Annotated in this window: 23 protein-coding genes and 5 pseudogenes; 14 read left to right on the forward strand and 14 right to left on the reverse strand. The window is 59.4% G+C overall.

From position 1 onward, the window contains the following. Positions 1-41: 41 nt before the first annotated feature. From BLT09_RS24670 to BLT09_RS24700, 7 genes and pseudogenes are all read left to right on the forward strand, one after another. Positions 42-3,038, forward strand: a complete 2,997-nt coding sequence (locus tag BLT09_RS24670) for an N-6 DNA methylase (RefSeq protein ID WP_036268033.1) — start codon at positions 42-44, stop codon at positions 3,036-3,038. Between the two features lie 188 nt (positions 3,039-3,226). Beyond that, positions 3,227-3,559 (forward strand): hypothetical protein, encoded by a 333-nt coding sequence (locus tag BLT09_RS24675; protein ID WP_029354736.1) that lies wholly within the window; start codon positions 3,227-3,229, stop codon positions 3,557-3,559. Further along, positions 3,544-4,095: pseudogene (locus BLT09_RS24680) on the forward strand (IS110 family RNA-guided transposase); the annotation flags it as partial. The gene BLT09_RS24675 and the pseudogene BLT09_RS24680, both read left to right, overlap by 16 nt. A gap of 156 nt (positions 4,096-4,251) precedes the next feature. Next, positions 4,252-4,632, forward strand: coding sequence for a hypothetical protein (locus BLT09_RS24685; RefSeq protein ID WP_236473639.1), 381 nt, complete (start codon positions 4,252-4,254; stop codon positions 4,630-4,632). Further along, the gene (locus tag BLT09_RS24690; protein WP_135927944.1) at positions 4,577-5,320 is read left to right on the forward strand and encodes a hypothetical protein; all 744 of its coding nucleotides are present in this window, start codon (positions 4,577-4,579) and stop codon (positions 5,318-5,320) included. The genes BLT09_RS24685 and BLT09_RS24690 overlap by 56 nt, the downstream gene beginning before the upstream one ends. A 306-nt stretch (positions 5,321-5,626) precedes the next feature. After that, a protein-coding gene (locus BLT09_RS24695) for an IS5 family transposase (protein WP_236370666.1) occupies positions 5,627-6,393 on the forward strand; the annotation gives its coding sequence in 2 pieces (ribosomal slippage) (positions 5,627-5,960 and positions 5,960-6,393; 768 coding nt in all). A 93-nt stretch (positions 6,394-6,486) separates the two neighbouring features. Next, complete coding sequence (locus BLT09_RS24700) at positions 6,487-7,521, forward strand: IS110 family RNA-guided transposase (protein ID WP_029354722.1); 1,035 nt, start codon at positions 6,487-6,489, stop codon at positions 7,519-7,521. 687 nt (positions 7,522-8,208) lie between these two features. Here BLT09_RS24700 and BLT09_RS24705 read toward each other — a convergent pair. Further along, positions 8,209-8,913 (reverse strand): hypothetical protein, encoded by a 705-nt coding sequence (locus BLT09_RS24705; protein ID WP_091597890.1) that lies wholly within the window; start codon positions 8,911-8,913, stop codon positions 8,209-8,211. 212 nt (positions 8,914-9,125) lie between these two features. Between BLT09_RS24705 and BLT09_RS24710 the strand changes: the two genes are divergently transcribed. The 5 genes from BLT09_RS24710 (at position 9,126) to BLT09_RS24730 (ending at position 14,904) form a co-directional block, all read left to right on the forward strand. Further along, the gene (locus BLT09_RS24710) at positions 9,126-9,623 is read left to right on the forward strand and encodes a hypothetical protein (RefSeq protein WP_051695310.1); all 498 of its coding nucleotides are present in this window, start codon (positions 9,126-9,128) and stop codon (positions 9,621-9,623) included. A 35-nt stretch (positions 9,624-9,658) separates the two neighbouring features. Further along, positions 9,659-11,422: a hypothetical protein gene (locus tag BLT09_RS24715; protein ID WP_091597893.1), complete on the forward strand. Its 1,764-nt coding sequence runs from the start codon at positions 9,659-9,661 to the stop codon at positions 11,420-11,422. After that, positions 11,389-11,637, forward strand: a complete 249-nt coding sequence (locus tag BLT09_RS24720) for a hypothetical protein (RefSeq protein WP_051695306.1) — start codon at positions 11,389-11,391, stop codon at positions 11,635-11,637. The genes BLT09_RS24715 and BLT09_RS24720 overlap by 34 nt, the downstream gene beginning before the upstream one ends. A 367-nt stretch (positions 11,638-12,004) precedes the next feature. Continuing rightward, positions 12,005-14,167 (forward strand): prolyl oligopeptidase family serine peptidase, encoded by a 2,163-nt coding sequence (locus tag BLT09_RS24725; protein WP_091597896.1) that lies wholly within the window; start codon positions 12,005-12,007, stop codon positions 14,165-14,167. Positions 14,168-14,205: 38 nt separating this feature from the next. Next, positions 14,206-14,904: an OmpW/AlkL family protein gene (locus tag BLT09_RS24730; protein WP_091597899.1), complete on the forward strand. Its 699-nt coding sequence runs from the start codon at positions 14,206-14,208 to the stop codon at positions 14,902-14,904. A gap of 284 nt (positions 14,905-15,188) precedes the next feature. On the opposite strand, the gene BLT09_RS24735 is transcribed toward BLT09_RS24730, so the two are convergent. The 10 genes and pseudogenes from BLT09_RS24735 to BLT09_RS24775 form a co-directional block, all read right to left on the reverse strand. After that, positions 15,189-15,416 (reverse strand): hypothetical protein, encoded by a 228-nt coding sequence (locus BLT09_RS24735; protein ID WP_236473638.1) that lies wholly within the window; start codon positions 15,414-15,416, stop codon positions 15,189-15,191. A 410-nt stretch (positions 15,417-15,826) separates the two neighbouring features. Continuing rightward, positions 15,827-16,252: a hypothetical protein gene (locus BLT09_RS24745; RefSeq protein WP_091597902.1), complete on the reverse strand. Its 426-nt coding sequence runs from the start codon at positions 16,250-16,252 to the stop codon at positions 15,827-15,829. Between the two features lie 89 nt (positions 16,253-16,341). Next, a pseudogene (locus BLT09_RS24750) lies at positions 16,342-16,997 on the reverse strand (IS630 family transposase); the annotation flags it as partial. Between the two features lie 68 nt (positions 16,998-17,065). Continuing rightward, positions 17,066-17,300: pseudogene (locus BLT09_RS24755) on the reverse strand (aldehyde dehydrogenase family protein); the annotation flags it as partial. Positions 17,301-17,423: 123 nt separating this feature from the next. Further along, complete coding sequence (locus BLT09_RS35095) at positions 17,424-17,567, reverse strand: hypothetical protein (protein WP_236473637.1); 144 nt, start codon at positions 17,565-17,567, stop codon at positions 17,424-17,426. Between the two features lie 41 nt (positions 17,568-17,608). After that, positions 17,609-17,818, reverse strand: a complete 210-nt coding sequence (locus BLT09_RS35550) for a hypothetical protein (protein ID WP_280141222.1) — start codon at positions 17,816-17,818, stop codon at positions 17,609-17,611. A gap of 64 nt (positions 17,819-17,882) precedes the next feature. Next, positions 17,883-18,041, reverse strand: a pseudogene (locus tag BLT09_RS35555) (aminotransferase class III-fold pyridoxal phosphate-dependent enzyme); the annotation flags it as partial. A gap of 242 nt (positions 18,042-18,283) precedes the next feature. Continuing rightward, positions 18,284-20,245 carry an argininosuccinate synthase-related protein gene (locus BLT09_RS24765; protein WP_236473636.1) on the reverse strand — a complete coding sequence of 654 codons (1,962 nt, stop codon included), beginning with the start codon at positions 20,243-20,245 and terminating at the stop codon, positions 18,284-18,286. After that, positions 20,242-21,159 (reverse strand): DMT family transporter, encoded by a 918-nt coding sequence (locus BLT09_RS24770; RefSeq protein ID WP_236473635.1) that lies wholly within the window; start codon positions 21,157-21,159, stop codon positions 20,242-20,244. Before BLT09_RS24770 ends, BLT09_RS24765 begins: the two co-directional genes overlap by 4 nt. Before the next feature lie 681 nt (positions 21,160-21,840). Beyond that, complete coding sequence (locus tag BLT09_RS24775; RefSeq protein ID WP_029354714.1) at positions 21,841-22,059, reverse strand: helix-turn-helix transcriptional regulator; 219 nt, start codon at positions 22,057-22,059, stop codon at positions 21,841-21,843. A gap of 109 nt (positions 22,060-22,168) precedes the next feature. On the opposite strand from BLT09_RS24775, the gene BLT09_RS24780 reads away from it, so the two are divergent. Continuing rightward, on the forward strand, positions 22,169-22,435 hold the full coding sequence (locus tag BLT09_RS24780; protein WP_029354712.1) for a DNA -binding domain-containing protein: 267 nt from the start codon (positions 22,169-22,171) through the stop codon (positions 22,433-22,435). A gap of 481 nt (positions 22,436-22,916) precedes the next feature. Here BLT09_RS24780 and BLT09_RS24790 read toward each other — a convergent pair whose 3' ends face one another. After that, complete coding sequence (locus BLT09_RS24790) at positions 22,917-23,150, reverse strand: helix-turn-helix domain-containing protein (protein ID WP_091597910.1); 234 nt, start codon at positions 23,148-23,150, stop codon at positions 22,917-22,919. Positions 23,151-23,266: 116 nt separating this feature from the next. Here BLT09_RS24790 and BLT09_RS24795 point away from each other — a divergent pair, with 116 nt between their 5' ends. Continuing rightward, positions 23,267-23,548, forward strand: a complete 282-nt coding sequence (locus BLT09_RS24795; protein WP_091597912.1) for a DNA -binding domain-containing protein — start codon at positions 23,267-23,269, stop codon at positions 23,546-23,548. Between the two features lie 547 nt (positions 23,549-24,095). Here BLT09_RS24795 and BLT09_RS24800 read toward each other — a convergent pair. Both BLT09_RS24800 and BLT09_RS35100 read right to left on the reverse strand, forming a co-directional pair. Then, the gene (locus BLT09_RS24800) at positions 24,096-24,821 is read right to left on the reverse strand and encodes a helix-turn-helix transcriptional regulator (RefSeq protein WP_413468423.1); all 726 of its coding nucleotides are present in this window, start codon (positions 24,819-24,821) and stop codon (positions 24,096-24,098) included. A gap of 970 nt (positions 24,822-25,791) precedes the next feature. Then, a pseudogene (locus tag BLT09_RS35100) lies at positions 25,792-26,283 on the reverse strand (DDE-type integrase/transposase/recombinase); the annotation flags it as partial. Positions 26,284-26,351: the final 68 nt, after the last annotated feature.

Consider the following 26,351-nt stretch of genomic DNA (forward strand, 5'->3'; position numbering starts at 1 on the left):
GCATGCGGCGGCAACGGTACAGCCTCAAGCGGGAGGGGAAAGTGGCAAACAGTTGGCGCGGAGATCGTCTGCCCGACATCGTCCGATCGATGGCTTCCCGGCCACGACACGAGGCGTTGCGGGGCCTGATCACGGAACTGCTGCGAGAAGGCTTCGGCGCCGCGTTCAGCGAGTTAGAGCACGAGCGCTACCTTGTCGACAACAGTGGGCGGATCGACGTGGCGTGGGGCGCCACCGTGATCGAGCTGAAGAGCGATCTACGGCGCGAAGAGCGTGATGTCGTCGCCCGTATGCCCGACTATCTGGCCGATGCAAGCCGCGGCAGCGCACCTGGCCGTACCACCGTCGGTCTTGCCACCGACGGCGCGACGCTGCTCGCTTACACGCTGGATCTCGGCAGGCTCACGAGCATCGGCCGCTATGACGTCGACGTCGACCACCCCGAACGGTTGCTGACCTGGCTCGAGCCGCTGCTCTCGCCCGTTCCCGAGGTGATGCCGACACCGATCGCTGTCGCGCTCGCGTTCGGTCGATACAGCCTTGCCTTCGGCCGCGCGCACGCGCAACTGCAGCGCCTGTGGTCCGAGGTCGGCGACCATCCCGAAGTGCGGTTGAAGCGGAACCTGTGGGATGGGTTGCTGCGCCAGGTATACGGCGATGACGTGGGCAGTGATGCGCTGTTCCTCCAACACACCTACCTGACTATCCTCGTGAAGGCGATCGCGGCGCGCGTCCTCGATCTGGAAATTGGCGATCCGGCGGAGATGCTGTCGGGCCGGTTGCTGGCGAATGAGGGTATTGTCGGCGCCGTCGAGGCTGACTTCTTCGACTGGCCCCTACTCGCAACGGGCGGCGATGACCTGGTGCGTTCGCTTGCCGCCGAAACGATTCGTTTTCGCCTGCGCGATGTCAAGGTCGACGTGCTCAAGAGTCTCTACGAGAGCCTGATCGACCCCGACGAGCGCCACGACCTCGGTGAATACTACACCCCCGACTGGTTGGCCGCGCGGGTGGTCACGGCGGCTATTCCTCGCCCGCTGGAACAGCGGGTGCTCGATCCGTCCTGTGGCTCTGGGACCTTTCTGTTCCATGCGCTTCGCCGCCTGATCGAAGCCGGTCGGCAGGCTGGGGTGCCACCAGCCGAGATCGTCGAGACTTGTGCCGATCGCGTGTTCGGGATCGACGTGCACCCTGTCGCGGTCGCGCTCGCGCGCGTCACGTGGCTGCTGGCACTCGGCGATTTGGTACAGGATCGGCCGCCCACGCTCAGCGTGCCGGTTTATATGGGCGACTCGATGCAGTGGAACCTGCGACCGCTGGGCGCATCGGCCGAAGTGCTGGTCGACGTGCCGCCCAACGATCCGCCCCTGCGCATCCCCGCCGGCTTGGCGAGCGACCAACATCTGTTCGAGCGTGCGCTCGACGAGCTCAACCGCGGGCTCGACACGCTCGCCGAGCCGGAGGCCATTCGCCATGCCATCGCTCTCGCCGGCGCGACCACCGAGGACGCGGCCATGCTCGGCCAAACGTTCGCGCAGCTCAAGGAACTCTATCTTGACGGCCGCAACCACATCTGGACTTTCATTCTGCGCAACTTGCTGCGCCCAGTGTGGCTGTCGCATCCCGATCACCGGGCTGACGTCCTGATCGGCAATCCGCCCTGGATCGTTTATCGCCACCTGAGCGCGGACATGAAGGACCGGCTGCGCGAGGCGCTGCGGAGCTACAATCTCTGGGTCGGTGGCAGTCTGGCCACACAACAGGACATGTGTGCGCTGTTTTGGGCGCGCGGCGCGGAACGCTACCTGCGCGACGGCGGCGTGCTGGCGCTCGTTCTGCCCTATGCCGCGCTCAACGCTCCCGTGTTCGCCGGAATGCGCGACGGGGGCATGGAGCGCGTGCGGGTAGCGATCATCGGCGGTTGGGGTCTGGAGCGGGTGTGGCCGATCTTCGGTGCGCAATCCGGCAGCAGCACGACGAGCACCTGTGTGCTGTTCGGTGAGCGTGACCGTGCCGGGCCGCCGCCGGCGGAATTCGATCGCTGGGTAGGTGTGCTTCCACGGCGTGATGCCAGCGAGGCCGAGGCGGCCGAGGTGCTCGCGCATATGCGCGCGGCTTGGCCAAGGCCGAGAACGCTACTTGCTGCATCTCCATATCGGACACGCTTCCGTAATGGTGCAAGCCTCTTTCCAAGGCGCTTTGTTCTCGTGGAGTATGCCGCAGCCGGACGCCTGCAAAGCCGCCGCGATGCGCCGCGCCTGCGCGGCCGTGTTGGTAGTCTCGACAAGCGGCCGTGGACCGGCGTCGAGCCTCCCGAGGGCCCGGTCGAACGCATATTCGTGCGTCGAATTGCGCTGGGAGAGTCCGTCGCACCTTATCGGGTCCTCGACCTCGTGACGGGCGTGGTTCCGATGGAGAGCGGTGCAATCCTCACGGCGGCAAGCGCTGACGCACGAGGCCATCGTGGCCTTGCGGCGTGGTTGCGCGATGCCGAAACGAAGTGGAACGAGCATAGCAACAAGGGGGTAGACGGCGCGCCTCGTATGACGCTGACGCGGTCGCTAAACCACCTTCAAAAACTGGTGGCGCAGGCGGCGAGATCGCCGATTCGAGTTCTCTACACCAAAGCTGGAACGCGATTGAGCGCGTGCTGGCTAGAGGACGACGATGTGATTATCGACCACAAGGCCTATTGGTCGGCCGCCAACTCACTCGAAGAAGCCGCGTACGTTGCTGCCGTCCTGAACACGAGTATTGTGCTTGATCGCGTAAAGGACCTTCAGCCAGTCGGACAGCGAGATCCGCGTGACTTCGACAATCTCGTCTGGACGCTGCCTATCCCTGAATTCGACGCTTCCGAGGCACTGCACGTGGACCTTGCCGCGGCGGCGCTGCACGCTGCCGGAATCGCCGCCCGCATCGAACTACCCGACAGCGCGCACTTCACCGCCAAGCGGCGGGCGATCCGGCAAACACTAGTCGACGACGGCGTAGCGGAAACGATCGAACGCCTTGTCGACGCGCTACTTCCACCTTGACACCCGCACTAGAGAAGGTCCGCTATCGGAACCAATCCGCCCGTCCCCTGCCGTCCGCTCCCGGGCCTTATGCTGCCCCTTAGCCTGACGAATTGCAGAGTGCCGTTAAACCAAGTCATATAATTCGTGTCCACTTGCTATGCATTCGAATGTTAATATATTGTGCGTATGAGAGGTCGTAATTTGTCATAACCTACGCACAGCTCGCACACTCCAAGGCGGTCTCAGGCTTTGTCGATAGCCTTCAGGAGCCGCGCACGCCTTATATCTCGCCGAAGCGCCTGTCGCAGGCGCTGGGCGTGAAGGTGGCCAATCTGGCACAGTTGACCGGGGTTCATCGCAACACGCTCCGCAATCCCTCATCGGAACGCCTGCAGGGCCGGATGCGCGAGATGGTACAAGTGATCTCGGCCGCGACGGAGCTCACCGGCGACGTCGACAAGGCGATCTACTGGTATCGCAACGAACCGATCGCCGACTATGGCCACCACACGGCTGCCGATAGGGTGCTACAGGGCTGAGCATGCTCGTCGCGTTGGTTGAGGACGAGGGGCACGACCTCATTCCCCCGCTTGCCCGATCGGCCCTACAGCAATTGCGTGAGGTGCACGAGAAGGTCGGTGAGCTGGACCGACAGATTCACATCTGGCATCGTTCGCACGAGTTGATCCGTCGCCTCGAAACGATCCCCGGCATCGGTCCGATCACCGCCAGCGCAATCGTTGCGACCGTGACAGATGCTTCCCTGTTCAAATCCGGCCGGCAACTCGCGGCTTGGCTTGGCCTGGTGCCGCGACAGAACTCATCCGGAGGAAAGGATCGGCTCGGGCGGATCAGCAAGCAAGGCGATCCCTACATCCGTCGCCTTCTTGTTGTGGGAGCCCATGCCGTGCTTCGCTTCTGTCGTAAGGGCAAAGCGGCACCCACTCGCTGGGCTGCCGAGCTTCTGGCGAAAAAGCCGTACAACGTCGTTGCGGTGGCCTTGGCAAACAAGATGGCCCGGATCGTCTGGGCGCTGATGACTACGGGCAAGCGCTTCGCGGATTCACCGGCGTAGTGACGTAGTCGCAGAGGATGCACAGAGGTTGGTGAGGTGCTGATGGTGTGATGACCGACGGTCGAACCGGGATCGGAAAAACCCGCTCAGTGGGTGCCGCTCAAAAAGCGCGTTGACCTGTCTGGGATCCGATCCGCGGACTTCAAGGCCAGCGGCATGAACAGGCCGCACTCAAAGGCCGAATACATGCCTGCACCCGACCAACCTGTCATCAATGTCAGAAAGCCCTTGCCACGCGGAGGCTGTCCATACATGCACTGTCTTCTCGGATCCGAGACCGGAAAGGCCGCGCTCGGCGATCTCGATCTTGGCGCCGACTGCGTGCGGCACGCACGAATGTTTTTCGACCGTCCCGACTATGACCTCGCCTCAGCAGTCCCGGGCAGCTTCGCGATCGCGCCCGCTCCAAAGATGGTGGACGCGCTCACGCGCGACTATGCCAATACGGCGGCCATGATCTTCGGCACTCCGCCGAGTTTCGATGACATTCTGGAATCAGCACGGCAGATTGAGCAGGACATCAACACCCATTCCTAGTCGCCTGGCCACGTCGCCGGGGCATCATCAAGGCGGTGTCGAGCAAATGGTCTGCTACTTCAAACCCGAGGGCATCGAAAAACATCACGCTGGCCGAGAGGACATGCATTGGCAGTTCGCTGAACTGCGGGATCGCTTTCTTGGTCGTAAGTATCAAACCGAGCGTGGCCACGAGTTCGAAATCACCGAGAGGGACACGGTCTTCGACGCGACGCTGACTATCCAGGCAGCATTGGCAGCCGCACAGCAGGCTGCGGAGGACGAGGATTTATTAGGCGAAGGCACCGCCGACGTGCCCCCTGTAGAGTCGCCTGACTGGCTTCTAACCAGAGAAGAAGTAGCCATTCTCCAAGAGGCCGGCGTCGAACTGGAAGATGAGTACGCGCGCAACCTCGAGCGCTTAATGGAGGGTCCTGCACAGTCTCCGTTTCGTCTCCCAACGCACCAAAAAGGCAACTGCGCAGAGCAAGCCTTCTATCCATCAATCTCCCTTTTCAAAATCATCATATCTCTGACCAACACTGCGATATTTTTCGCGGCGGAAGGAGCCAGGCACAGTCATTTCATGCGCAACAGCATTTCTAAGTTTCTCAGCTCGCCGGAACACGTCGGCGGCCGATGTCGCGCTCCGGGGGAGCTCTATTCCTTTTCGAACAATATCAGATTTGTCGCAGAACTGAGTGAATAGGATCTCGTCCACAAATCCATCATCACTCTTCGCATCGGCGATCACTTGAGAAATCTTCTTTCTTCTTTCGGCGCTAAGCTTCTCCAGCCAGCGGCCCGGCGTTTCGAAGCGTCTCCCTATCGCATCCGCCATGGACATCTCGAATGCTGTCACGAGAGCAAAGAGCGCTGCTCGCACTGGCAATTTCTGCATGCTGAAATGCTGACGAGACCTTCGATCTGGCGTGAGGAAACAACTAGGGTCAGGACCCATTAAATTGTTGAGTTGAAGGAGCGATGATGATTCAAGGTGGCTGGAGGTGCCACCATGGGTGATTTGTTACTGCTGTCGCCGACGCAGATGCGGCGGATCGAGCCATTCTTTCCACGCTCGCACGGGGTACCTCGGGTCGATGACCGACGGGTGCTGAGCGGGATTCTGTTCGTGATCCGTAACGGGCTGCGCTGGCGGGATGTGCCGGCCGCCTATGGTCCGCACAAGACGATCTACAACCGGTTCATTCGCTGGAGCCGGCTGGGTGTGTTCAACCGCATTCTGGCCGAACTCTCGGCCCGGGGCGGCGGCACAGACAAGCTGATGATCGATGCCACCCATCTCAAGGCGCATCGCACGGCAGCCAGCCTGCTCAAAAAGGGGCTCTACCCCGATGTATCGGACGGACCAGAGGCGGTCTGACCACCAAGCTGCAGGTGGTTTGCGACGACCAGGGACGTCCGTTGCTGCTGCACCTGAGCGAAGGCCAGGCCAACGATCACAGAACCGCCGCTGCCGTGCTCGACGAACTGCCACCTGCCCGCCATCTGCTGGCCGATCGGGCCTACAGTTCCACTGGCTTCCGCGAGGCGCTCATCGGCAAGGGCATCACACCCTGCATCCCGCCTCATGCCAAGCACCGTGTCCAGCACAGCTATGATCCGCTGCTCTACAGGCAGCGCCACAGGATCGAGAACATGTTCGCCCGCCTCAAGGACTGGCGACGCATCCACACTCGATACGACCGATGCGCGCACACATTCTTGTCAGCAATCGCCTTCGCTGCAGCGTTCATCTTCTGGATCAATGAGATGCTGTAACGGGGCCTGCGTCGTGCGCTGCCCGTTACCGATTGCATGCTGACCGGTTGCCGCCGACGCTCCCGTATCTGATTCTGACAGGAGGATTACGGGATGAAACTGTTCATTGGGTTGGATGTCTCACTCGCCAAGACTGCGGTCTGCATTGTCAGCGAGCACGGCAAGATCGTGAAGGAGGCTGAGGTCGGCAGCGATCCCGCGGCGCTGACGCAATTCGCGCTGGAGCAACAGGGCGAAATTGCGATGATCGGGATGGAAGCCGGGCCGTTGTCGCAATGGCTACACCGGGGGCTGACCGAAGCCGGCCTGGAAGTGGTTCTGATGGATACCCGGCAAGTGAAGGGTGCTCTGAAAGCCATGCCGATCAAGACAGACCGGCGCGATGCTGAAGGTATTGCCCGGCTGCTACATTTGGGCTGGTTCCGGCCAGTCCATTGCAAGTCGGTGTCTGCCCAGGAGATCCGCGCACTCCTCGGGGCGCGCAAATCCATCCAGCAGGGCGTGATCGCTCTGGAAATGTCCTTGCGCGGGTTATTGCGGAACTTCGGCTTGAAAGTCGGCGCAATCTCCAAAGGACGGTTTGATGCTCGCATTCAGGAACTGGTTGCCAGCAACACTACGCTGGTGGCGGCAACCGAGCCGATGCTTCGCGCCCGTGCCACCCTCCGCCATGAACTGGCGCGACTGGAGCGGCATGTGCGCAGCCTAGCACAGGACGACCCGACCTGCCGCTTGCTGATGACCATGCCGGCCGTTGGCGCGGTGGTCGCATTGACCTTCAAGTCGGCCGTGGATGATCCGGCTCGGTTCTCGTCGTCGAAGAAAGTCGGCCCGTGGGTCGGCCTCCCCCCTTCACGGCAGCAGTCCGGCGAGCGCGACGTGACAGGCGGTATCACCAAAGCCGGTGACGCCCATTTACGCCGCGCCTTATGCCAGGCCGCAACCGTCATGATGAACCGGGGCCGTGGGTCGTGGTTGCGGACATGGGCCTCGCGGGTCGCGAAACGGCGCGGCACCAAGCGGGCCATGGTGGCCTTGGCGCGTCGGATCGGTGTGATCCTGCATCGGATGTGGCTGGACGGAAGAAACTTCCGCTGGGAAGGAGCGCCAGAGCCGATCCATGCATGAGCTAATCTCCGTGTTGATGTCTGCCTGAGCGCAGACCTGCGAGGTCCCCGACCCGGGACGTGGTCCCGATGACGCCGCGGTCTGGACTGATGCCGCCCCGCCGGGCGAGCACGCCAATGAGATGGGCGCATCGGAACCATATTGGACAAGCATCATGTTGGCGGCCGCCGCGCCGACCACGGACCGAAGCATGAACCCGGGCAGAACCTCATACGGCAGGAAAGCAGGCGATATAGCACAACCAAAATGCAATCACGCTCTCCGCACACCCGGATGGGCGATCCCTTCTTGCATCAAATTTGCCTTGACGAGGACGGCCCCGTTACCGAAGTCCTGACCCTAGCCGACACGGCCTTTGGTCGGCGTCTCGGATGAAGTCTAGAAATGCTTGCGTCGGCTCCAACCAACGTCTCTTCTGGAGCGGAAACACGCTCAGAGATTTTTCCACTCGGCGGTGTCGCGTCGAAGAAGCGTTCTGCAAAGAATAGTCCCCCGAAACCACCGTCATGAACCACAGGGACATAGCTGTGACGATTGATATTTCGCGTAGTTAGATCGGAAACCGACTCGCAAGTCATAAGATGAGCTCTAGGTGTCATTATCATTCCAACCGTAAGGCCTGCCTGTACGTGCCAATTTCCGCACTTACGTCGGCGAGTTCTTGATAATCGTTTTTCCGCACGAAACTTAAGCTCCCATGGGAGAAGGCGAGGAAATCAATGCACGGGTAGCAACAACGAGCCTGTCTCTCGAGTAATTGTAGAAGCGAGAATCAATTCTGAGTTTCACGTTTGAAGGACGATTCCCAGTGCAGCGTCTGGACCCGGAGGCGTCTAGGAATCCAACAGCAGCATTCAACCAGAACCGAAATTCACCCACGTCGAAATGCGCAATGTTCGAGCGTATGGTCTCAGCGGCATGCTTTTCATGGACCCGCGCCAGCTTGCAGATTGTCATTGCCAGCATGATTGGCTGGTCGTTAGCCCGCTCCCACAGGAAGTCGTCGTCTAGAAATGATGCTTCGTCAGCATCCGAAAACTCGAATCCACGAATGTCCCGTACCTCGGCAAGATTTTCATAGGTATGACTGTGGAAATCACCGATGAGCGTCAAGTGTGGTGCCCATCGATCCATCAGTTCGCTCTTCAGGCGGACAGCCTGATCGTTGGGCTTCACGCTGTTCCGTGATCGCTTGGCTGAAATGCTGAGACTCATAAGATCGACATGGAAATGGGTCGTTCCTTTCGAGTCCTCGCGACTGAAGCCCCAAAGATACCCCAGCGTTTCCAGCTTTGTTCGGCGCGGACGACCATCTCCGAGAACATAGGCTTCCAGTGTGGCAAGCGTAATAGTGTGACGAGCTGCATCAGAAAGGGAAATGGTGAACTTCATCGTGCGTTACCTGAAGGTGCCTCCGATTCGTTTCCGATCAACGGCCAGCCACGATCCTCACTGGGGCTTCGCTGGTCCAAATCGCGATATATCCGACCTAGTCGGCCCGAATCCTGACCTTGATCAGGATCTCGCACGCGAAGTCCTGACCAAGAAGCAATCGCTGGTACGTCGGGGGCTTTATCGTTCCCGCCTACGACGGTGTTGCGCCTGTGATACCTGACGGCGAGGAAACCATCGAAGAAACCGCCGACGACCTTCTCGCCAGTGAGACGCTGGACTCCGCTGTCGAGGAGGAGGTCGATGAGAAGGATTCGACTGACCAACCACCGCGGGACAGGTTTCTTCCGTCGTCGATAGGGTTGACGGTGGTTCTTCCGGAAACGGTGAGTCAAGTCACGCTGCGCGCAACATGGGGGAACTATAAGACGGAGCCCCCATTGCCCGATGCGCTCCTCATTCCCGAAGTGTCGGGAAAGGGCAAGCCAAAGCCAGAAAAGCCCGAGAACCTCCGTTGGGTTCGGGTTTCCGGCGAAGCCGCGATCGTCCTCGACGTCACTCGGAACCAGTCCGGGATCCCGCTGCCGGAAAGCGCTGCGCCTCACAGGCCGGGCGGCGGCATCGAAGTCGCCGTTCACACCGTGTGCTCCGTTAAAAGACTCCGGAAGGGGCTGAAGAGCGTCTGCGCGTCATCACCGTCTTCTTGGTAAACCGTCGACGGAGCACAAAGGCTCCGTACAAGGACGTGGCCTACGCGTTCCAGACCCGGATCGAGCTCGAATGTGCGGATGGATTTTATCCGCGCAGCGACCTGTCCACCTACCAGTCCGATGATTTCGAACTTAGGCTGGGCGATCTCCATTATCGCGATGTCCGCGAATATGCCGTTGGTCGCAACACATCTGCCGGCTGGCAAGAACGGCGTGACGCGACGAACGATCCGCTCCCCGTGACGCGTGTTTGGACCGATTTCCTTCCGCAGCAGGAGGTGGAGCGTGTCGTCCCGGCAAGGAGCGATGGCGTCGAGTTCGGCATGGAGGCTCTCGCTCGGGCTGCCGTTTCCGGAGCCGAAGCGGTCAGTGCAGCCTTGGATTCACTGCCTGAACTTTACGCCGAGTGGCGGCGGGGTCAGGAAGGAATGATGACAGGGCTTGCGCCGAGACGGCTAAAGACGGGCCAGGCGCTTCTGGAAAAAGTTGACACCGCCGGCAGCAGGATTCGCGATGGGATAGATCTCCTTAAGCGTGATACGGTGGCGCGTGAAGCATTCGGCCTGATGAATACGGCGATGGCGATGGCCAACCGCCGGCGCGAGGCAGTGATCCAGAAGAAGCTGCCGGGCGATGTAGACCCGCCAACATGGCGGCCGTTCCAGCTAGCCTTCGTCCTCCTCAATCTCGTTGGCGTGACCGACCGAAACAGTGGTGAGCGTGAGATCGTCGACCTGCTTTTTTTCCGACCGGCGGCGGCAAGAGCGTATCTTGGACTTGCCGCCTATGCGATTGTGCTGAGGCGGCTCCGCGGATCTGGCGTGCTGGGTGCGGGCATCAGCGTCATCATGCGCTACACGTTACGCCTGCTCACGCCGCTGGTCTCGTCTGCGCGCTCGAATTCCTGCGGACCCATGATGACAATGGCCGGAAGACGCTTGGCGAATGGCCGATCGAGATTGGACTCTGGGTGGGCGGCGCAGCCTCACCGAACAATCCAGCCGCGAAATTCTTCCGACAAGGACGCCGCGACGACCTGGCTGAAGCGGTACCAGAGCAGACCTAAGACGAAATCCCCGGTGCCACTGAAGGCATGTCCGTGGTGTGGTGAGCCCTTCAAGCCAGAGAGCTTCCACTTCACGCCCAACAGGACGGCTCCGCAGAATCTAGTGCTCAAATGCGAGAACGCCGAATGCGACTTCACGCGGGATCGACACCTGCCGGTGCTCGTGGTGGACGAGCCAATTTACCGCCGTCTTCCCGCATTTCTCATCGCCACGGTGGACAAATTTGCCTCCCTTCCATGGATTGGCAAGAGCGGCGCATTCTTTGGACACGTAGACCGGTATGATCCGGACAAGGGGTTCTTCGGCGCGTATGGGCCAGGCGAAGGTCGCCCCTTCGGAAACGGGCATCGGCTCGATCCGCCGGATCTTGTCATCCAGGACGAACTGCACCTGATCTCTGGCCCGCTTGGAACGGTGGCCGCACTCTACGAAACAGCGATCGACCTGCTGTCGTCGCGGCCGGGTCTTCATGGACTCATTCGTCCAAAATCGTCGCTTCGACCGCGACCGTCCGAAGGGCGGAGAAACAGATCGCAGCCTTGTTCGATCGTTCGGAGACGGCCGTATTTCCGCCACCCGGCATCCACCGTACCGACAGCTTCTTCGCCAGGACTGTGCCATCGACACGAGAGCCAGCCCGCCTCTACATCGGTGTGGCGAGTCAGGATCGCGGGCCTAAACTCCTCTTTCTTCGGAGCATGCAGACCCTGCTGGCAGGCGCGCAGGCACTGACTTCCAGCCCGACGCAAGAAGGGGAAGATCCCGCCGATCCGTATCTGACAGTGCTCACGTATTTCAATGCGCTTCGCGAGCTTTGGGTGGCGCTCGTCGCATCTCCTCAGAACTCCGCTGCTTCCAGCTGGCGGCTGAAACCCACAGGCGCAGCCAGCTTGGTCGCTAACCGCATCGATCGCCTCATGGTGTCTGCCATGAATCCGTGTTCGTGAAGCGCTCCAGAGCGAAGATGTTGGGCGTCAACCAAGTTCACCAATGAGCTTCACTGCTCGAGTTCTGCACGGTGTCACCGACTGGCGCCGGAGGTTGATCCGGTGATTAGGAGGAGCACTCGTTGTCGGATTCTCGACGATGTCGGACATGTGACACAACGCTTCCAGAGCGATCGCATTGTTCCGAAACGATTTTCCCAGTTGGCACGACGGTTGCGATCCTATGCGCAAAAGCCCTGCGATGCCGCACCGACTGGAAGAACTCATCAATGATCACGCTTTTCGAACATGTGGGCGCCGCTACCAACACTGAGCGTTCCCGAGCCGACGGAAGCCTCTATCCCTTCTTTCTGAAGGCTGTCCGGACATGAACGCATTTGATGTCCGTCCAACGCTGGATGCTCCCGACGACGATCCCTATCTCTGGCTTGAAGATGTAGAGGGCGAGCGGGCACTTGCCTGGGCCGCCGGCCAGTCGGCAAAGACCCTGAAGCACTTCGGTGGAACGCAGTTCGAGCGCGACCGGGCGGCTCTGACAGCCATTTTCGACAATTGCGACAACCTTCCCCTGATCGCGCGCCGTGGTCAGTACCTCTACAATTATTGGCGAGATGCCGGAAATCCACGCGGACTGTGGCGCCGGACCACCCTTGCCGCCTACATGAAGGCGGATCCCCAATGGGAGCTACTGCTCGATCTAGATGCTCTCGCGGCTAGCGACGGAGAGGATTGGATCTGGGACGGCGCGTCCGTCGAGCCGGAGAGACGGGAAAGAGCCGTTCTGCGCCTGTCGCGCGGCGGCAGCGACGCGGTCGTGCATCGCGAATTCGACCTGATCTCTCTGAGCTTTGTCGCCGACGGTTTCAACCTCCCCGAGGCCAAAGGCTACGTTAGTTGGCTGGACCCTGACACGCTTCTGCTTTCCAGTGCGCTTGGTAATGGCATGGCCACCCGCTCCGGCTACGCGCGCACCGTGCGAGTGTGGAAGCGTGACGCGGATCCTCTCACCACGCCGGTAATCTTCGAGGCCGGGTTCCAGAGCCTCAAGGTGTCTGGTCATTCGGACCGCACCGGCCGCAGCGAGCGCCTTTGGTTCATCGAGCAGCCGGCCTTCTTCGAGAAGATCAGCTGGATCGGCGACAGGAGCGGGCCGAGGAGGCAGATCGATCTTCCTCGCGACGCGTCGCGGCAGGTCTTCGGCGACTGGCTGGCGGTAAGGCCGCAAAAGCCCTGGACGGTGGGAGGCACCACCCATCCCGCCGACGCGCTGATCGTCATCTCGCTTTCCTCTTTCCTCGCCGGCGGTCGCCGTTTTGAGACCCTGTTTCAACCAGGGGAAAGGCGCTCCCTGCAGTCATTCTTCTGGAATGACGGGAAGCTCATTATCTCTTACCTCGTCGATCTCGTACCGCGTTTCGAGATGTTCACTCCCGGCCACCAGGAATGGACGCGCCGAGTCCTGAACACCCTGCCCGCCGAAGGGACTGTCGACGTCTGGTCATTCGATGCGGCAGTTCACGAGACCAATGGAGAGGTCCTGGTCTGTGCTCAGGATCCGATCACGCCGCCGCAGCTCTTGCTGTTCGATCTCAATGCCGCGCCGTCTCTCAGCGCTTCAGCAATCCTGAAGCGTAGCCCGAAGAATTTCGATGCATCCGGACTGGTGGTCACGCGCCACGAGGCAATCTCTATCGATCATGAGCTGATCCCCTATACGCAGGTTGGTCCGGCGAACGGGAACGGAGATGCTCCGATTCACCTTTCCGCTTATGGCGGGTTCGGCGTATCACTCCTGCCCTACTACAACTCCCCGCTGGGCAAGCTGTGGCTCGAGCGCGGCGGCACGTGTGTGGAGGCGAACATCCGCGGCGGCGGCGAGTTCGGCACCCGCTGGCACGATGCCGGGCGCAGGGAGGGCAAGCGTCTCGCCCATGACGATTTCGCCGCCGTTGCCGCCGACCTCGTGCGAAGGGGCATCACCCTGCCGAGGCGGATTGCCGCCGAGGGCGGCTCAAACGGCGGCCTGCTGATCGCCAACATGCTGACCCGCTATCCTGAGCATTTCGGGGCTCTGTTCTGCACAATTCCGCTTATCGACATGCGTCGCTACACCAAGCTCTTAGCGGGCGCGAGCTGGATCGACGAATATGGCGATCCGGACAAGGCTCACGATTGGGCTTTCCTGAAGGAAATCTCCGCCTATCACGCCGCGGCGCCGGGACAGCCCTATCCGCCTATCCTGATCGCCACCACGAAACGCGACGACCGCGTCCATCCGGGCCATGCGCGCAAGATGGCCGCAAAACTGCAGGCTCTTGGCTATCCCGCTTACTTCTACGAGGCCAGCGCAGGCGGGCACGGCTACGGCAAGGACAATCGGGAGCAAGCCGCATTCATCAGTCTAGGCACCAATTTTCTGCGCAGCGCAATCGGCTTCAACGATCACCTTCCTGAGATGGCCGTACGCGTTGCAACGCAAGAGGAGCATTTGAGCTCCATCAACGATTCATTCGAGCAGGAGACGAAATAGTGCAGTGCATCCTTTCTGAACATCAAGGAGTGAATATCATGGCGAGAACGCGAATGGGCGTAGCGCGGGCAATAGCAGCGGCGGTGGCCCTAATCATGGTGGGACAGCAGGCCGTCGCCGCGGAGCCTGGGCAAGCAGAGACCGTCCTGGCGGAGACGGGAGCCTCGGTCACCGAAGCGCCAAGCCTTTGGCAGGTCCGCCTGCGGGCGTTGGGCGTCGTTACGAAAGATCTGGGCTACGTTGATACGCTTCCCGGCTCCGGTCTTTCCTATTCGGACACGGTGACGCCGGAACTCGATATCTCGTATTTCTTTAACGACAACATCGCCGCCGAACTCATACTCGGTACCACCTATGCCAACATCGCGGGCCAAGGGACGATCGGTGGGTTGGGCAACATCGGCAAAGCTTGGCTGCTGCCGCCGACGCTCACGTTGCAGTACCATTTTACCGATCTCGGCGCGTTCAAGCCTTATGTCGGCGCCGGCGTGAACTACACGATCTTCTATAACCAGGACACCGGCAGCGCTGACGCTCTCAAGGTGAAGAACACGTTCGGCACGGCGCTGCAGGTCGGATTCGACTACATGGTGGACCAGCACTGGGGCCTCAACTTCGACGTGAAGAAGCTTTTCCTGAGGCCGGACTTCGACGTCACGGTGGCCGGCGCGAAGCTGACGGGGAAGGCGGAGCTCGATCCCTGGCTGATAGGCGCAGGTGTCACCTACCGCTTTTGAATATCAAGTGAAGTCCGCTTCCCGACTGCCGGTTTAAGATGAAGGGCGCCTCGCGCGCCCTTTTTTACGGTCGACACTGCAGGGCGAGACCTCATGAAGCCATTGTCGAGAGGCGGGGCTCTCTTCCGGCGGACCAAGAGGGTGCACTGGCCAGCCGGCCTCGCGCCTGAGATCGAGTGCTTAGAAGCGCTTTGGATCGGGACGGGCTTTGGTATTGTGGGTGGAATGCTTCGGCCAAATCCTTTGCGGCATCGTCTCCCGGACGTCATGTGTGAGCTTCTTTGTCAGCGCAAGGCGAACACGGATCTCCTACCAGGCCGTTGAAGAAGTGTCCCGTTTGGCCTTGAGGATTGCCTCGTCGCCATTGTGATAACGAAGGTGATCTCGATGGAGCCGTCGTCGAGCAGTTCAGCATGGCCGTCGCCTGTGACCTCGTCCATTTCGTCGAATCCGACCCATGTGAAGAAGACCGTCGACGGGCCGTAGCCGAGTTCGAGGGTCAGATGAGCCAAACGCCAGTGGGGCGTCCTGGGGACGACGCGCGCGAGATTCTGGTCGTGGTGGCCAGCCCAATACAAAAACCGAAGAAATGTCCGGATGTGAGAAGTTGCTGCGGTGCGGGTACCGGAGGTCGCCGATAGTGACAGCCGATGTTCGACAGCGGCAAGGACATGCTCAGCCGTCAACGCGCCGAGGTCTTGGCCGGGAATGGTGGTGATGGAACCAATCCAGAAAGCGGCGGCTGCCTAGGAGAACGCCTTCGCGGGACTTTGACTCCAGTCCGCACACCCTGCTCAGATAGTCCGAAAAAGAGGTCAGAAGCGGAGCATCCGGATTATTATCTACACTGGGAACAGAAGCAAGGAAGCGTTCTGGAGCCACTCGCCGCGCGTGTCCCAGTGCCGACACTGCTCCAAGCTGACTATCTGCCATGACCACCTGCCGAACGTAGTCCGTTGACGCCACCGGTACCCTTCGCGGTCTGCTCCAGCGGGAAAGATCGGGTCTGAACGATCCTGCTGACCTGTGCGGCGGCCTCTCTCGCTAGGGCGTCCCCCTTCCTGTCGTCCTCCTCCGCCGCTTTCGGCTGCTTTCGGCCCGCCGCCCTCGCCAAGGCGTCGTAGTCGGTAAGCGCGTCCTCCGTCTCCTTTAGGGGCTTCATCGCGTGACTAGAGTTTAGCGCGTGTTTGTAGGCGGCGGACCGAATGGTCGTCGAAATGCCACCCAGCGCCACCGCAAGATGCCTTAGGGCTTCCGCCTCATAATCTGAGAGCGGCACGTCACGATTAGAGCCGGTTGCCCTGCCTTCTTCCACTTTCACAATGTCTGTAGTTATTTCCTGCTCCATCGCGTTGACTGAGATACGATGGAGACGGAAGTGGAGAACAAATTGTTACAAGCAACTAAGATGATATTCTCGTCAACGGGACAATAGTGGACGTTAAGGGCGGCGAACAGGGTGGTGGTGCCGTTGCGCTTGTAGTCGTGCCTCATCGTACCGAGCCGCCCCTTCTTCATCGGCAGGCCGGGTTGGGTGCGGTCGAGCGCCTGGATCTGGCTCTTTTCATCGACCGACAGAACGATGGCATGGGCCGGCGCATCGAGATAGAGGCCGACGACGTCGCGCAACTTGTCGACGAACTTCGGATCATTGGAGAGCTTGAACTGGCGCCAGCGGTGGGGTGCGAGACCATGCGCCTTCCAGATGCGCCTGACGGCGCTGGCGCTGATTGCGGCGGCTTGCGCCATCATGTCGGCGGTCCAGTGGGTCCTCTCGCCCGGCGGATCGGCAAGCGTCAGTGCCACGACGCGCTCGCCGACATCGGGACCGAGCGGCGGAATGCGCGACTGTCGCGTCTTGTCGCGCAGCGGCCCGTCACAGCCTTCCGCGGCAAAGCGCTCCTGCCAGCGCCAGACGTCGGTCTTCGACTTGCCGATGCGGCGCATGACCTGCCGGTGCCGACGCCGTCGGCGGGCAAAAGCACGATCTCGGCGCGCCAGACATGCTTTTGCGGGGCGTTGCGATCCCTGATCAGCGCCGTCAGACGGACGCGATCGGCCGACGAAACGGTGAACGATCTTCCTGTGCGCATGCGCCAGACTCGCACGCGCAGGCCAGAAAGGGAATCTCTGATTGGACTCCTATGTCAGGCGGGAACCACTAGAGGCCGAGACCGCCGATGCAGACATGTTTGGTGTCGAGATAATCCACGATGCCCTGGAGGCCGCCTTCCTTGCCGAGGCCCGATTCCTTGACGCCGCGGAACGGCACCTCCGGCGTGGTGATCAGGCCTTCATTGACGCCGGTACTTCAGTCCTTCCATCACGCGGAAGGCGCGACCGAGACCGCCGGTGTAGAAGTAGGCCGCGAGGCCGAACTCGGTGTCGTTGGCGAGCGGCGTGCCCGACCTGAGACATGGGTGACGTTTTGTACCGGACACGGATGAAGTGCACCCCTCGGGTGAGCGTTTGCTCGATAATATCCACTGAAGTGAAGCAGTCGGTCTTAATGCTGGAACTCATGCCACCCGACCGACCCGGGAATTCGCAGCAGCGGCGCCGTCGAGTGCAGAACGAATGCCGTCAACCAAGGCGTCGATCTCGCTTTCGGTGATTACATAGGGCGGACAGATTGCAAGCACGTCTCCCATATTGCGGATCATGACGCCGTGCTCGCGGCACCGCCGCTCGACATCGCCGATCCTCAGCTCGGGCGCGAAGACGCGACGGGCGCACGATCCTCGACGATCTGAACCCCCGCGATGAAGCCGCGGCCGCGGGCTTCACCGACAAGCGGATGGTCGCCGAGCGCGTCCGCGAGGGCATGCAAGTGATCGCCGAGACGACGCGCCTGGGTCACGAAATCGATCTCGCGGTAGATCCTGATCGCCTCGGCGGCGACGGCCGCTATCACCGGATGACCGGAGTAGGTGAAACCGACCGAACACGCCGACCTTGTGGGCCTCGTCAGCGACGCATTGATAAATCTTGTCGGAGATAATGACGCCGCCAATGGGCAGGTGACCGGATGAAAGCCCCTTGGCGATCGAGAGCATGTCCGGTTCCATGCCAAATGTCTGGCTACCAAACCAGTTCCCGGTGCCTCCGAAGCCGCAGACCACCTCGTCGGACAGCATGAGGATAATTTCTCACTTTCTTGCGAAGATCGGGGGTGACCACGGTCATTCGTATTACGCGAGATCCGCGAGGCCAAAAACCATCATACCAGAGGAGGCGAAACTGCTATCTAGGTGTTTAGATGCAAGAAATTAATCCTGCATTGTTCCCGCACCAGGAACACCCGAGAGGATACCAAGCCGTATTGAACCTTGTTGAAAATGCTCTCGGCGCGCTGGGCGTTATAATTTCTCGAAGGCGATCACAAGGACGTCGCGATAAGCGTACGGCTTTTCAGGTTTTCGGCCACAATCGACGATACATCGTGAAAGGTTTCGCGGTCGTTGCAGATCACAAAATCATTCGGGGAGTTCATTTCGACCTCGCCGAGGAACTCCTTTGAGGCGTCGGTGATCATGCTCATGCCGCCGGTGACGTTGACCCGCCCAATCATATAGCAAGCAATGAAGTCCACCCCGTCCTGGTGAAGGCCCTCGGGTGCCGGTTTGCCGTTTACACCATCGCGCGCGACAATCCGGTAGGGATGGATTTTGATATTCCAACGATCATGTCGGGCGGCTTCACATAGAATTCTGCAGAAACCTGTCAGAATCTTTTCTAAGACGGGATGGTCTATAAAGGAGTTTTCAAGGGGCTCGAAGTGGCGCTTGAAGCCGCCATTCAGATGATTGACACTTTTTGATTGTTCGTAGGGGGCGTGGGGTAGCAGCCTAAAGATTCCGTCAGTTGCGTCATATTCAAAAGCGCTATAGCGCCGGTAACGATATGTTCCGCCGTCACGCATGTATTCATCGAGAAGAAGTCGATTCCAATGGTCAGCAAAGTTCTTCCAGGCTGCATCAATTTCGATGCCAAAGCAGGCTTCGGCGCGCTCGCCTTTTGAAAACCACCATCCATTTGTCACCAGACCGTCAGTGCATTGTTGACTGAGGTTGGCCGGCGCCTGGGGTGCGTTGTTTTCCACGGGTGTCTCCCTTTTGGCGACTTGGCGAGGACGGAACGCTTTGGACGACGCTATGTGGGTTGCGGCTTGGTATTCCCAAAGGTGGCGGTCCCTAATGTATCTCGGCGTCCTGGCTCGGATCGACCGAGGTAAAAAGCGTGTGTGATCGACTATGTAGCTGACGCTCCCGCTAACGCCCTCGAGGGCGGATGCAATGGCCCGTTCGCACATCTGGTGAATAGTACTGCCCCATGCACCTGAAACCGCCTCTTGGGACCAGGCTTGCTCAAGCCCTTGCTTCAAAACGATTGATGCCACGTCAAGAGAAGCGGTTTCGAGGTGACGCAGCGCGTCGAAGATAATGGCCGCCGCAGGGGCCTCGCGGACTTCGAGAACCTTTTGGCCGGTTGTGATGTGTTCAAGCCCGACAAAGCGGCCGTGCCCGAATTTGCCGACCGTGTTATTCAGGAACGGGATTGCGTCGACCAATGCAACATCACGGTCATCAATTGACACGAGACTTCCGTCTGCAAACCCGAGTTTGATCTCTACCGGCTGCTCTGCGGGAATGTTGCGCGTCCAAGCAAATGCCTCCTCGGGGATGGAAAAGTTCTCGGGATCTTCCAAAGGCCCCGACTCGAATTCCCGACACCAGAGGTTTTCGTCCGCGCTCCACGTACGGTCCGCCACAAAAGTCGCTCCACACTTGGACAGGTCGGAGGTCTTCTGTTGTCGGGATATCACAGAGCATTCATACGGACTGCCGAAGTTGCCGGAAAATCCTGAGCGCTTAATGCTATTGTTAAGGCGCGGAAGACTGTTTTGAGAAAGGTTTGCTGTATGAAGAACCAGCCGTGAGCCGATTGACCTTGCATGATTAACAACCAAAGATGCGATTATGGGACGGCTCAACGAACTGCTCAACGGATAGATGCCAAGGTACTTGGCGTGGGCTCGAATGGCTGATTTCACGCCTTGTTCGACAAAGGCATCCCGCCCTTCGAGGCAGACAAAGCGCGCGCCGAACATGGCTGCCGTCCGTTCCAACAAAGGCTGATCGATGCGCGTTCCGACATCCGCTGCGACAGCTTCAATGTTCGCAAAGCCAAGGCTTTGCAGCTTGTAGAGAAGATAGGTGCTGTCGAGACCGCCGCTGAACATGGTTGCAACTGGTGCGGTTCGGTCCGGAAAAGCCTCCAGATCTTCAAAACTCGAAATGCCGCCGATGGCGGGTTTGGTGGAAGCCAAGAAGGGGTTCATTTGGATGTCCTGCTCTCAAACCAGATGCCAGCAAACGTCCCAGCGAGGACGAGGCCTGCGCCTATCAAGCTCGGTACTGTCAAAGGCTCATTCAGAAGAAGGTGCGCTAGAACGAAACCAAAAAAAGGTTCTGTTCCCATCAAGAAGCCAACCCGTGTCGGTGTGGATTTTCTCACTGCGGCATTTTGAATGTAGAATGCAGCGAGGGTGCAGAAGAGTGCAAGGAAGGCAACAGCGCCCCAAAACTGAAGGGTGGCCCTCACAACAAGGCCTGAAATTCCGAACTGAGCGACGGCCAAAACGAAAGTAAGTGTTGCCACCGTCGATCCCTGGATGGCCGTCAGGGCTGCAGATGAAATCTGCCGGCCGGCCAGAAGGCGTTTGGTGGAAACGACCATAACCGCTCGCAGAATCGCGGCCCCCAAGACAAGCGCGTCACCCGGGCTGAACCTGCTGATCCCGCCAGTGAGAATGCCGACACCGATGCACGCTATGGCAGCACTTGCCAAAATGCCCGTAGGTGGAAGTCGCCGTGATAGCCCATAGTCGATGATCGGCGTGAAAATCACACAAAGCGATATGATCAAGGCCGTGTTCATTGCGCTTGTCGATGCAACGCCGTAAGTTTCAGCAATAAAGATGCAAAAAAGTATTGTTCCCAATGCGAAGCCGCGGATGAAATCGCCCCAGGAGACCAATGCGATCTCATGTCTTGCAGCCACTGCCGTAATTATCGTAGTAATCAGGAAGCGATAAAGAACAAGTATCGAAACCGGCGCGTAGAACAGTGCGCCTTTCCCGACCGGATAGCTCGCCCCCCAAACGAATGCGACTCCCAGCAAGGCTAGATCCACCGAGAAAGATGGCGTCCGTGTTTTCCTGACAGGTATTGGAGAACTTTCGAAAACGTCCACCTTCAAAGTTTCCTTTGTGTTAGCCATCCACCCTGCTGCGAGGGTCAAACAGATCAGGTCGTTCAGCCTCTTGGGCGATCCGTGCCGCGGCGTACTTGTTTTTGGTAACGCAAGTGCCGTGCCGATTCGGAAAACCATTGCTAGACAACAACCTGGTCGCCTTAGTTCGGCGGTTCATGTCCATCGTTGTCAGAATGCCGACAATGACTTCAACTGCAGGGATCCTACCGGCAGGGCCTCAAGGCGAACACGCGGCTCCTAGATGCCGACAAGATGGCTGGTTCAGCCATGCTGCGACAGTTGCCTGTTTTTTTCAGTTCCTTTGCTGTTCGTGCGCTAACCGCAACGCTCCATACTAGTCTCGCGTGCCTGTCCCCGTGGGGTGGGCGGCAGAAAGCGATTAGGCCCGCTGAAAGAGGCGAACCGCATCCGAAGGACCGTAACCAAGAGAAGGACCTGAAGCGAGAGCGAAGGTTGCGGGAGGCCGCGGCGGGCCTAAAAGGCAATGCCGACCGCCCCAGGAAAGGCTGACAAAAACCGCAGCGGCCGACTGTCCAATAGGGTGCGCCGCGCCAGGGCGAGCCAAATGGCAGGGGCTGCCGGGGGGCCCTAAGAAAAGCGTGGGTTCACAAGCACCCGGCGCGCGCCATCAGGCCGCCAGCTACTTGGAGGGCGGGTGTATCAGGCCTGTTTGTCGGGCCGAACCAGATCCATGTGGCTGACGCCGAGGGCCAATGCCAGTTCATAGATCGTGATAATTGTCGGATTTCTTCGGCCTTTCTCCAAGCCGCTGATGTACTGCTGACTGAACCCGGAAATCTCCGCAAGCTGCTCCTGCGTCAGACGCTTCCTTTGCCTGATCCTCTGCACATTCCGTCCGACCAACTTGCGCATATCCATGCACGCAAGCCAGCGGATCAGGCGGCTTGAGTTTATCAACTATAATATGTAATCCACATTTAGCAGCCAGCGGGCTTCGCCGGTCCATTCTCCGGAGATAGAATTAGCGATGTTACAGCCCAAATCGAACACGCCGTTTGCCGACGAGGTCCCCTGGTCGGACCGCATTACAGCCTACGACAAGGACCACTTTACAACCTATATGAGGCTCCTGGACGCCTCAGCCGACAACGCCACTGAAGAGGAAATGGCCCATGTGATCCTCGGCATTGATCCGGCACGCGAACCGGAGCGCGCACGGAACGTCCTTCGCAGTCATCTCGACCGTGCAAACTGGGTGGTGACGAGCGGCTACAAGGATTTGTTCGCCAGTTGACGAAATGGGCGGCGCGGTCGCTTCGCTTGAAGCAACGAAGTCGCGTAACCACCATGCATCGACGCATCACCACAGCGCGAATGCGCTCGAAGATGATCGCGAGGACTTCCAGTCGGCGCGGATGGCCCAGCCCTTCGCTGTCTCATCGTTTTGTCCTCCGCTCGCCAATGGCTGCTTCCCAGGAAGCGGTGCGGCGGCGAGTCATGACAGGAACGGGCCCGCCGTCTGAGCCTCACCGCATCCGAAGGACCGGATGGACAACCTACTGAAAGCTCACACCTAGCTAAGGGTTGCGGGACGCCGCGGCGGGCCTAGAAGGATGGGGCGCCACCTGCTGGGAAGGGCACAACAGAGAGAATTGCGAGAGTCTAACGACGCGCTAGGAGGAGGCGCAGCGGAATGGTCGAGACGCCCTGAGCCAAGAAAAGCAGGGATCGACCCACCGGCACCCGGCACGCGCGGTGATGGGCGCGGGCGCCCACTACGTCCGCAGGCTCAACAGAATCTCACACGGATCAGCGTCGAGGGCCGCAGTTACGTCGAGAAACTCAATGATATCGAGACGCCGCTCTCCACCCTCATATTTCGCCACGAAAGATTGCGGACGGCCAAGCATCTCAGCCACCTGCGCCTGCGTCAGCCCTTTGACCTTGCGCAGTGAGATCAACTGGGCCAGAAACCGCTGGTGGCGGGGAGATCGAAGAGATTTTGGCATTTAGGTGAACCGGTCAGGTAGAGACCGGCTCAGCGACTAATCCCCGTTTCGGATTATCCCATTTTGGGATATTCTGCCTTGAATCCAGCGATCAACATGCGAGGTTCGCGGCAGACATGAATCGATCAACGGGAACAGATAGGATTCAAAGCCCAACACTGCTCGACGAAGTCCCTTGGTCTGACCGTCTTACCGCCTACGACAGGGCGCACTTTACCACCTATATGAGGCTCCTGGACGCCTCAGCCGATGAGGCGCCCCAAGAGGAAATGGCCCATCTGATCCTCGGCATTGATCCGGCACTTGAACCGGAGCGCGCCAGGAAGGCGCTTCGTAGTCATCTCGACCGTGCGAACTGGATGGTGACGAGCGGCTACAAGGAATTGTTCGCCAGCTGACAAATGCGCAGTGCTCGGTCATACAAGTAGGCAGTTCCGGTGGCAGCCAGTGGTCAGGCTGATCGGGACCTGCACCACAGACGCGCCGGCAAAATGGACCCGGTGGCGAGCACAATTCAGTTCCCAGGAAATCGGGTTTTGGCAATTCGCCCGAGCGTCTGACGTGATAGAAGGTTCCGCTCTGTCTGGATGGGTATTAGCCCGGAGCAGCACTCCATATCGTGCCGGCGCTCGACCCCGAAGGGTCCACCTCTTCGCTTTCAAGCCGGATAACCGATAGCCATCGCCCTAAGTCAACGGTTAGAGATTGCCGGCAGGCAAGTTTGCAAGCGGGCCATCCTCGGAAACTATATAACCGCACGACTAGCTCGTCAGCGACGAAACACCCGCTCGAGCACCGATAGACTAAGATCACCGGCGCGGACTGGAAGAATACGGCTGCATCGCCCTGACCGAGCCGGCGGAACAGAAGATCTCGGCATCCAGTCAACGCTCGATACAAAGCGCGCGATCGAATGGCCCGAGCACAAGGGGATCAAAAAGCTTCTCAGAGAATTGAGGACCCTTCGGACCCCAAAAGGGCTATAGCCTGATTTTGGGTTCGCACGCCTAGCTTCTTCTTGGCATTGTCCAAATGAAAAGCGATCGTGCGTGGCTTGATGCCCAAGATGCGGCCGGTCACCCAGGCTGAATTACCCCGCGCTGCCCACCGCAGGCACTCATATTCGCGGGATGTCAGCGAAATCCCATCCACTGTTCGATCGCTCGGCAGTTTGCGGCGAACGCAACGATGAAAGCAAGCCGCCATCAGCTGAAGAGCTTGTTCGTACCGCTCAGCGACCCGAAGAAATACTGGACGAGGCTCATCGGCGGCAAAAGTAACCGCAGCGATGCGGCCGCGGAGATCGACAATTGGGATCGTCAAACCGCAGCAGATGCTGAATTGAGCCGCCTCATCGAATAGCTGCTGTTGAGCCGGCGACATTTTATCGCCTCCCAAATTCGATCCCCAGTGAAACGGGCAGCCGCCATTTCGAGCACGCAAGATCACAGGATCGAGTTTCTCATACTGATTTTCCAGATACTGTCTGGTCCAGCGGGGTGGATAGTTCGAAATTAGCCTCGGTTTGCCGGAAGGCCGTGCTGGCAAGGAGAGGTAGGCAAAGGAGATTAGGTCAAGCCGTCCGGCCGCCTCAGCCATGGCATCCCGGAAATCTGCCTCATCGATACTCTGTGACAGTCTTTCAAGGAATGTCTCGAAAACAAGTGGCAGGTCCCTCGTCATCGTCGCGCTCGATTCTTCCTCTTTCTGCACGCCTTCCGGCTGCGTCGTGTATGTCCCGACAAACGCGATTGACTTCGCGGGCGTCGCTGGGCTGACCAGGCTCCAGAATGCTGCCACACTTTCGATCTTCGCCGGTCATCCCAATCATGCTGGGCTCGCCCGATGGGCGTCTGGCAGACGCCTCTTGATCTTTCAACAGCTCAATCAGAGAATCTCCATGCATTAAATCATGACCGCCCCTGCACCGTCCGAATCAGGAGAAATCATCCTGCGCTGACCAAAAGCCATCATTGACCCAGCTTTTGCAGGAATTTGGGTCGGCATTAGCATAACAATTCGGGTAGCCGTTCATCCCCCACCCGGGGCGCCGTGATCCGGAAAGAAGTGTTGCGATGCTTTCTTTTCATTGACAGGCAAATCGTCTCAACAATGTTAAAATGCCTTTTCCTTGTGAACGGGGATGGCGTAAGAGTATCGTCCTTTTATATGCCTGGTGTGATAAAATTCACCGCAATGATTATTCTGCTCTTTGTGATCTGAAGGAAGATATCTTCGGCGTTGCCGCACTTTGGAACCGGCGACCGTGGCCCGCTGCAATGATGTAAAGGGCGCGTCTAAGCTCAATCTGCATCGGAACGTGCAGATGACCTTTACCAGACCCTCGATTCCGGACGGGCCATAATGATTCTGATTACGTGGGTCAAAAAGGGCGCCCTGCCGGCGGGGAGGTACACCCGCAGGGCGCGCCGCACAGAGGTCCTGGTCGTTGGGCAACAGGACAGCGGCGGCAGAACTGGTTCGGTTACAGCTTGCGATCGAAATCCGGAACATGGTGGGCGGGTTGGGTGGAATTTGTTGGTTGAGCCAAGGAGGTCGCTCGCTTATATCAGCTTCACTGGACCGATTTGCACGATTCATCGTCCATTCGCGCAGGGAATCGGCGTTTTACCCCCCCAATGCGTAGACCCAGACGTTTGCAGGCTGCCCGCAAAGCCTTTGACCGGTAGCAGGAGCCACTGTCGGTTATCACGGGCTCGACCCGGATGCCCAGCTTGGCATAATAGGCGACGGCGGCCTCCAGGAGGCAGCGGCGCTCGCCTTGCGCTCATCCGGCATGACCTGCACGAAGGTGACGCGAGAGGCGCCGTCAATGCAGACGTGGACGAACTCCCAGCCAATGCCGAGATGCCGGTTGACCGTGCCTGTCCGCCGTCTAGTGATGCGATGCCCCACCTAGACTAGCCGATGCGGCCAAGTTTGTTGAGGTCGGGATGAATGAGTTTGCCCGATGCTCCCGTTCATAGCGGCGAACGGGTTCGGGTTCCAAGGCGCTCAGCTCCTTGAGGCCCAACCGGTGTAGAACGCGGCTGACAATTGCCGGCGAGACACCCGCCTCGGCAGCGATCTGCTTCCCCGTCCAGCGCTGGGGACGCAGCCGCTCGATCGTCTGCACACGGATCTGTGACGATGTCGGACATGAGACACAAATCCCGTCAGAGCGACTCATTGTTCTGAAAT

This window comes from Mesorhizobium muleiense (genome assembly GCF_900099905.1).
Classification (GTDB): domain Bacteria; phylum Pseudomonadota; class Alphaproteobacteria; order Rhizobiales; family Rhizobiaceae; genus Mesorhizobium; species Mesorhizobium muleiense.

Bases quoted from the DNA above. Each gene is read 5' to 3' on its own strand.
- BLT09_RS24685 (WP_236473639.1), top strand. From the start codon at position 4,252: ATGAACAGGCCGCACTCAAAGGCCGAATACATGCCTGCACCCGACCAA.
- BLT09_RS24690 (WP_135927944.1), top strand. From the start codon at position 4,577: ATGACATTCTGGAATCAGCACGGCAGATTGAGCAGGACATCAACACCC.
- BLT09_RS24700 (WP_029354722.1), top strand. From the start codon at position 6,487: ATGAAACTGTTCATTGGGTTGGATGTCTCACTCGCCAAGACTGCGGTC.
- BLT09_RS24705 (WP_091597890.1), bottom strand. From the start codon at position 8,913: ATGAAGTTCACCATTTCCCTTTCTGATGCAGCTCGTCACACTATTACG.
- BLT09_RS24720 (WP_051695306.1), top strand. From the start codon at position 11,389: ATGCAGACCCTGCTGGCAGGCGCGCAGGCACTGACTTCCAGCCCGACG.
- BLT09_RS24725 (WP_091597896.1), top strand. From the start codon at position 12,005: ATGAACGCATTTGATGTCCGTCCAACGCTGGATGCTCCCGACGACGAT.
- BLT09_RS24730 (WP_091597899.1), top strand. From the start codon at position 14,206: ATGGCGAGAACGCGAATGGGCGTAGCGCGGGCAATAGCAGCGGCGGTG.
- BLT09_RS24745 (WP_091597902.1), bottom strand. From the start codon at position 16,252: ATGGAGCAGGAAATAACTACAGACATTGTGAAAGTGGAAGAAGGCAGG.
- BLT09_RS35095 (WP_236473637.1), bottom strand. From the start codon at position 17,567: ATGATCCGCAATATGGGAGACGTGCTTGCAATCTGTCCGCCCTATGTA.
- BLT09_RS24765 (WP_236473636.1), bottom strand. From the start codon at position 20,245: ATGAACCCCTTCTTGGCTTCCACCAAACCCGCCATCGGCGGCATTTCG.
- BLT09_RS24775 (WP_029354714.1), bottom strand. From the start codon at position 22,059: ATGGATATGCGCAAGTTGGTCGGACGGAATGTGCAGAGGATCAGGCAA.
- BLT09_RS24780 (WP_029354712.1), top strand. From the start codon at position 22,169: ATGTTACAGCCCAAATCGAACACGCCGTTTGCCGACGAGGTCCCCTGG.
- BLT09_RS24790 (WP_091597910.1), bottom strand. From the start codon at position 23,150: ATGCCAAAATCTCTTCGATCTCCCCGCCACCAGCGGTTTCTGGCCCAG.
- BLT09_RS24795 (WP_091597912.1), top strand. From the start codon at position 23,267: ATGAATCGATCAACGGGAACAGATAGGATTCAAAGCCCAACACTGCTC.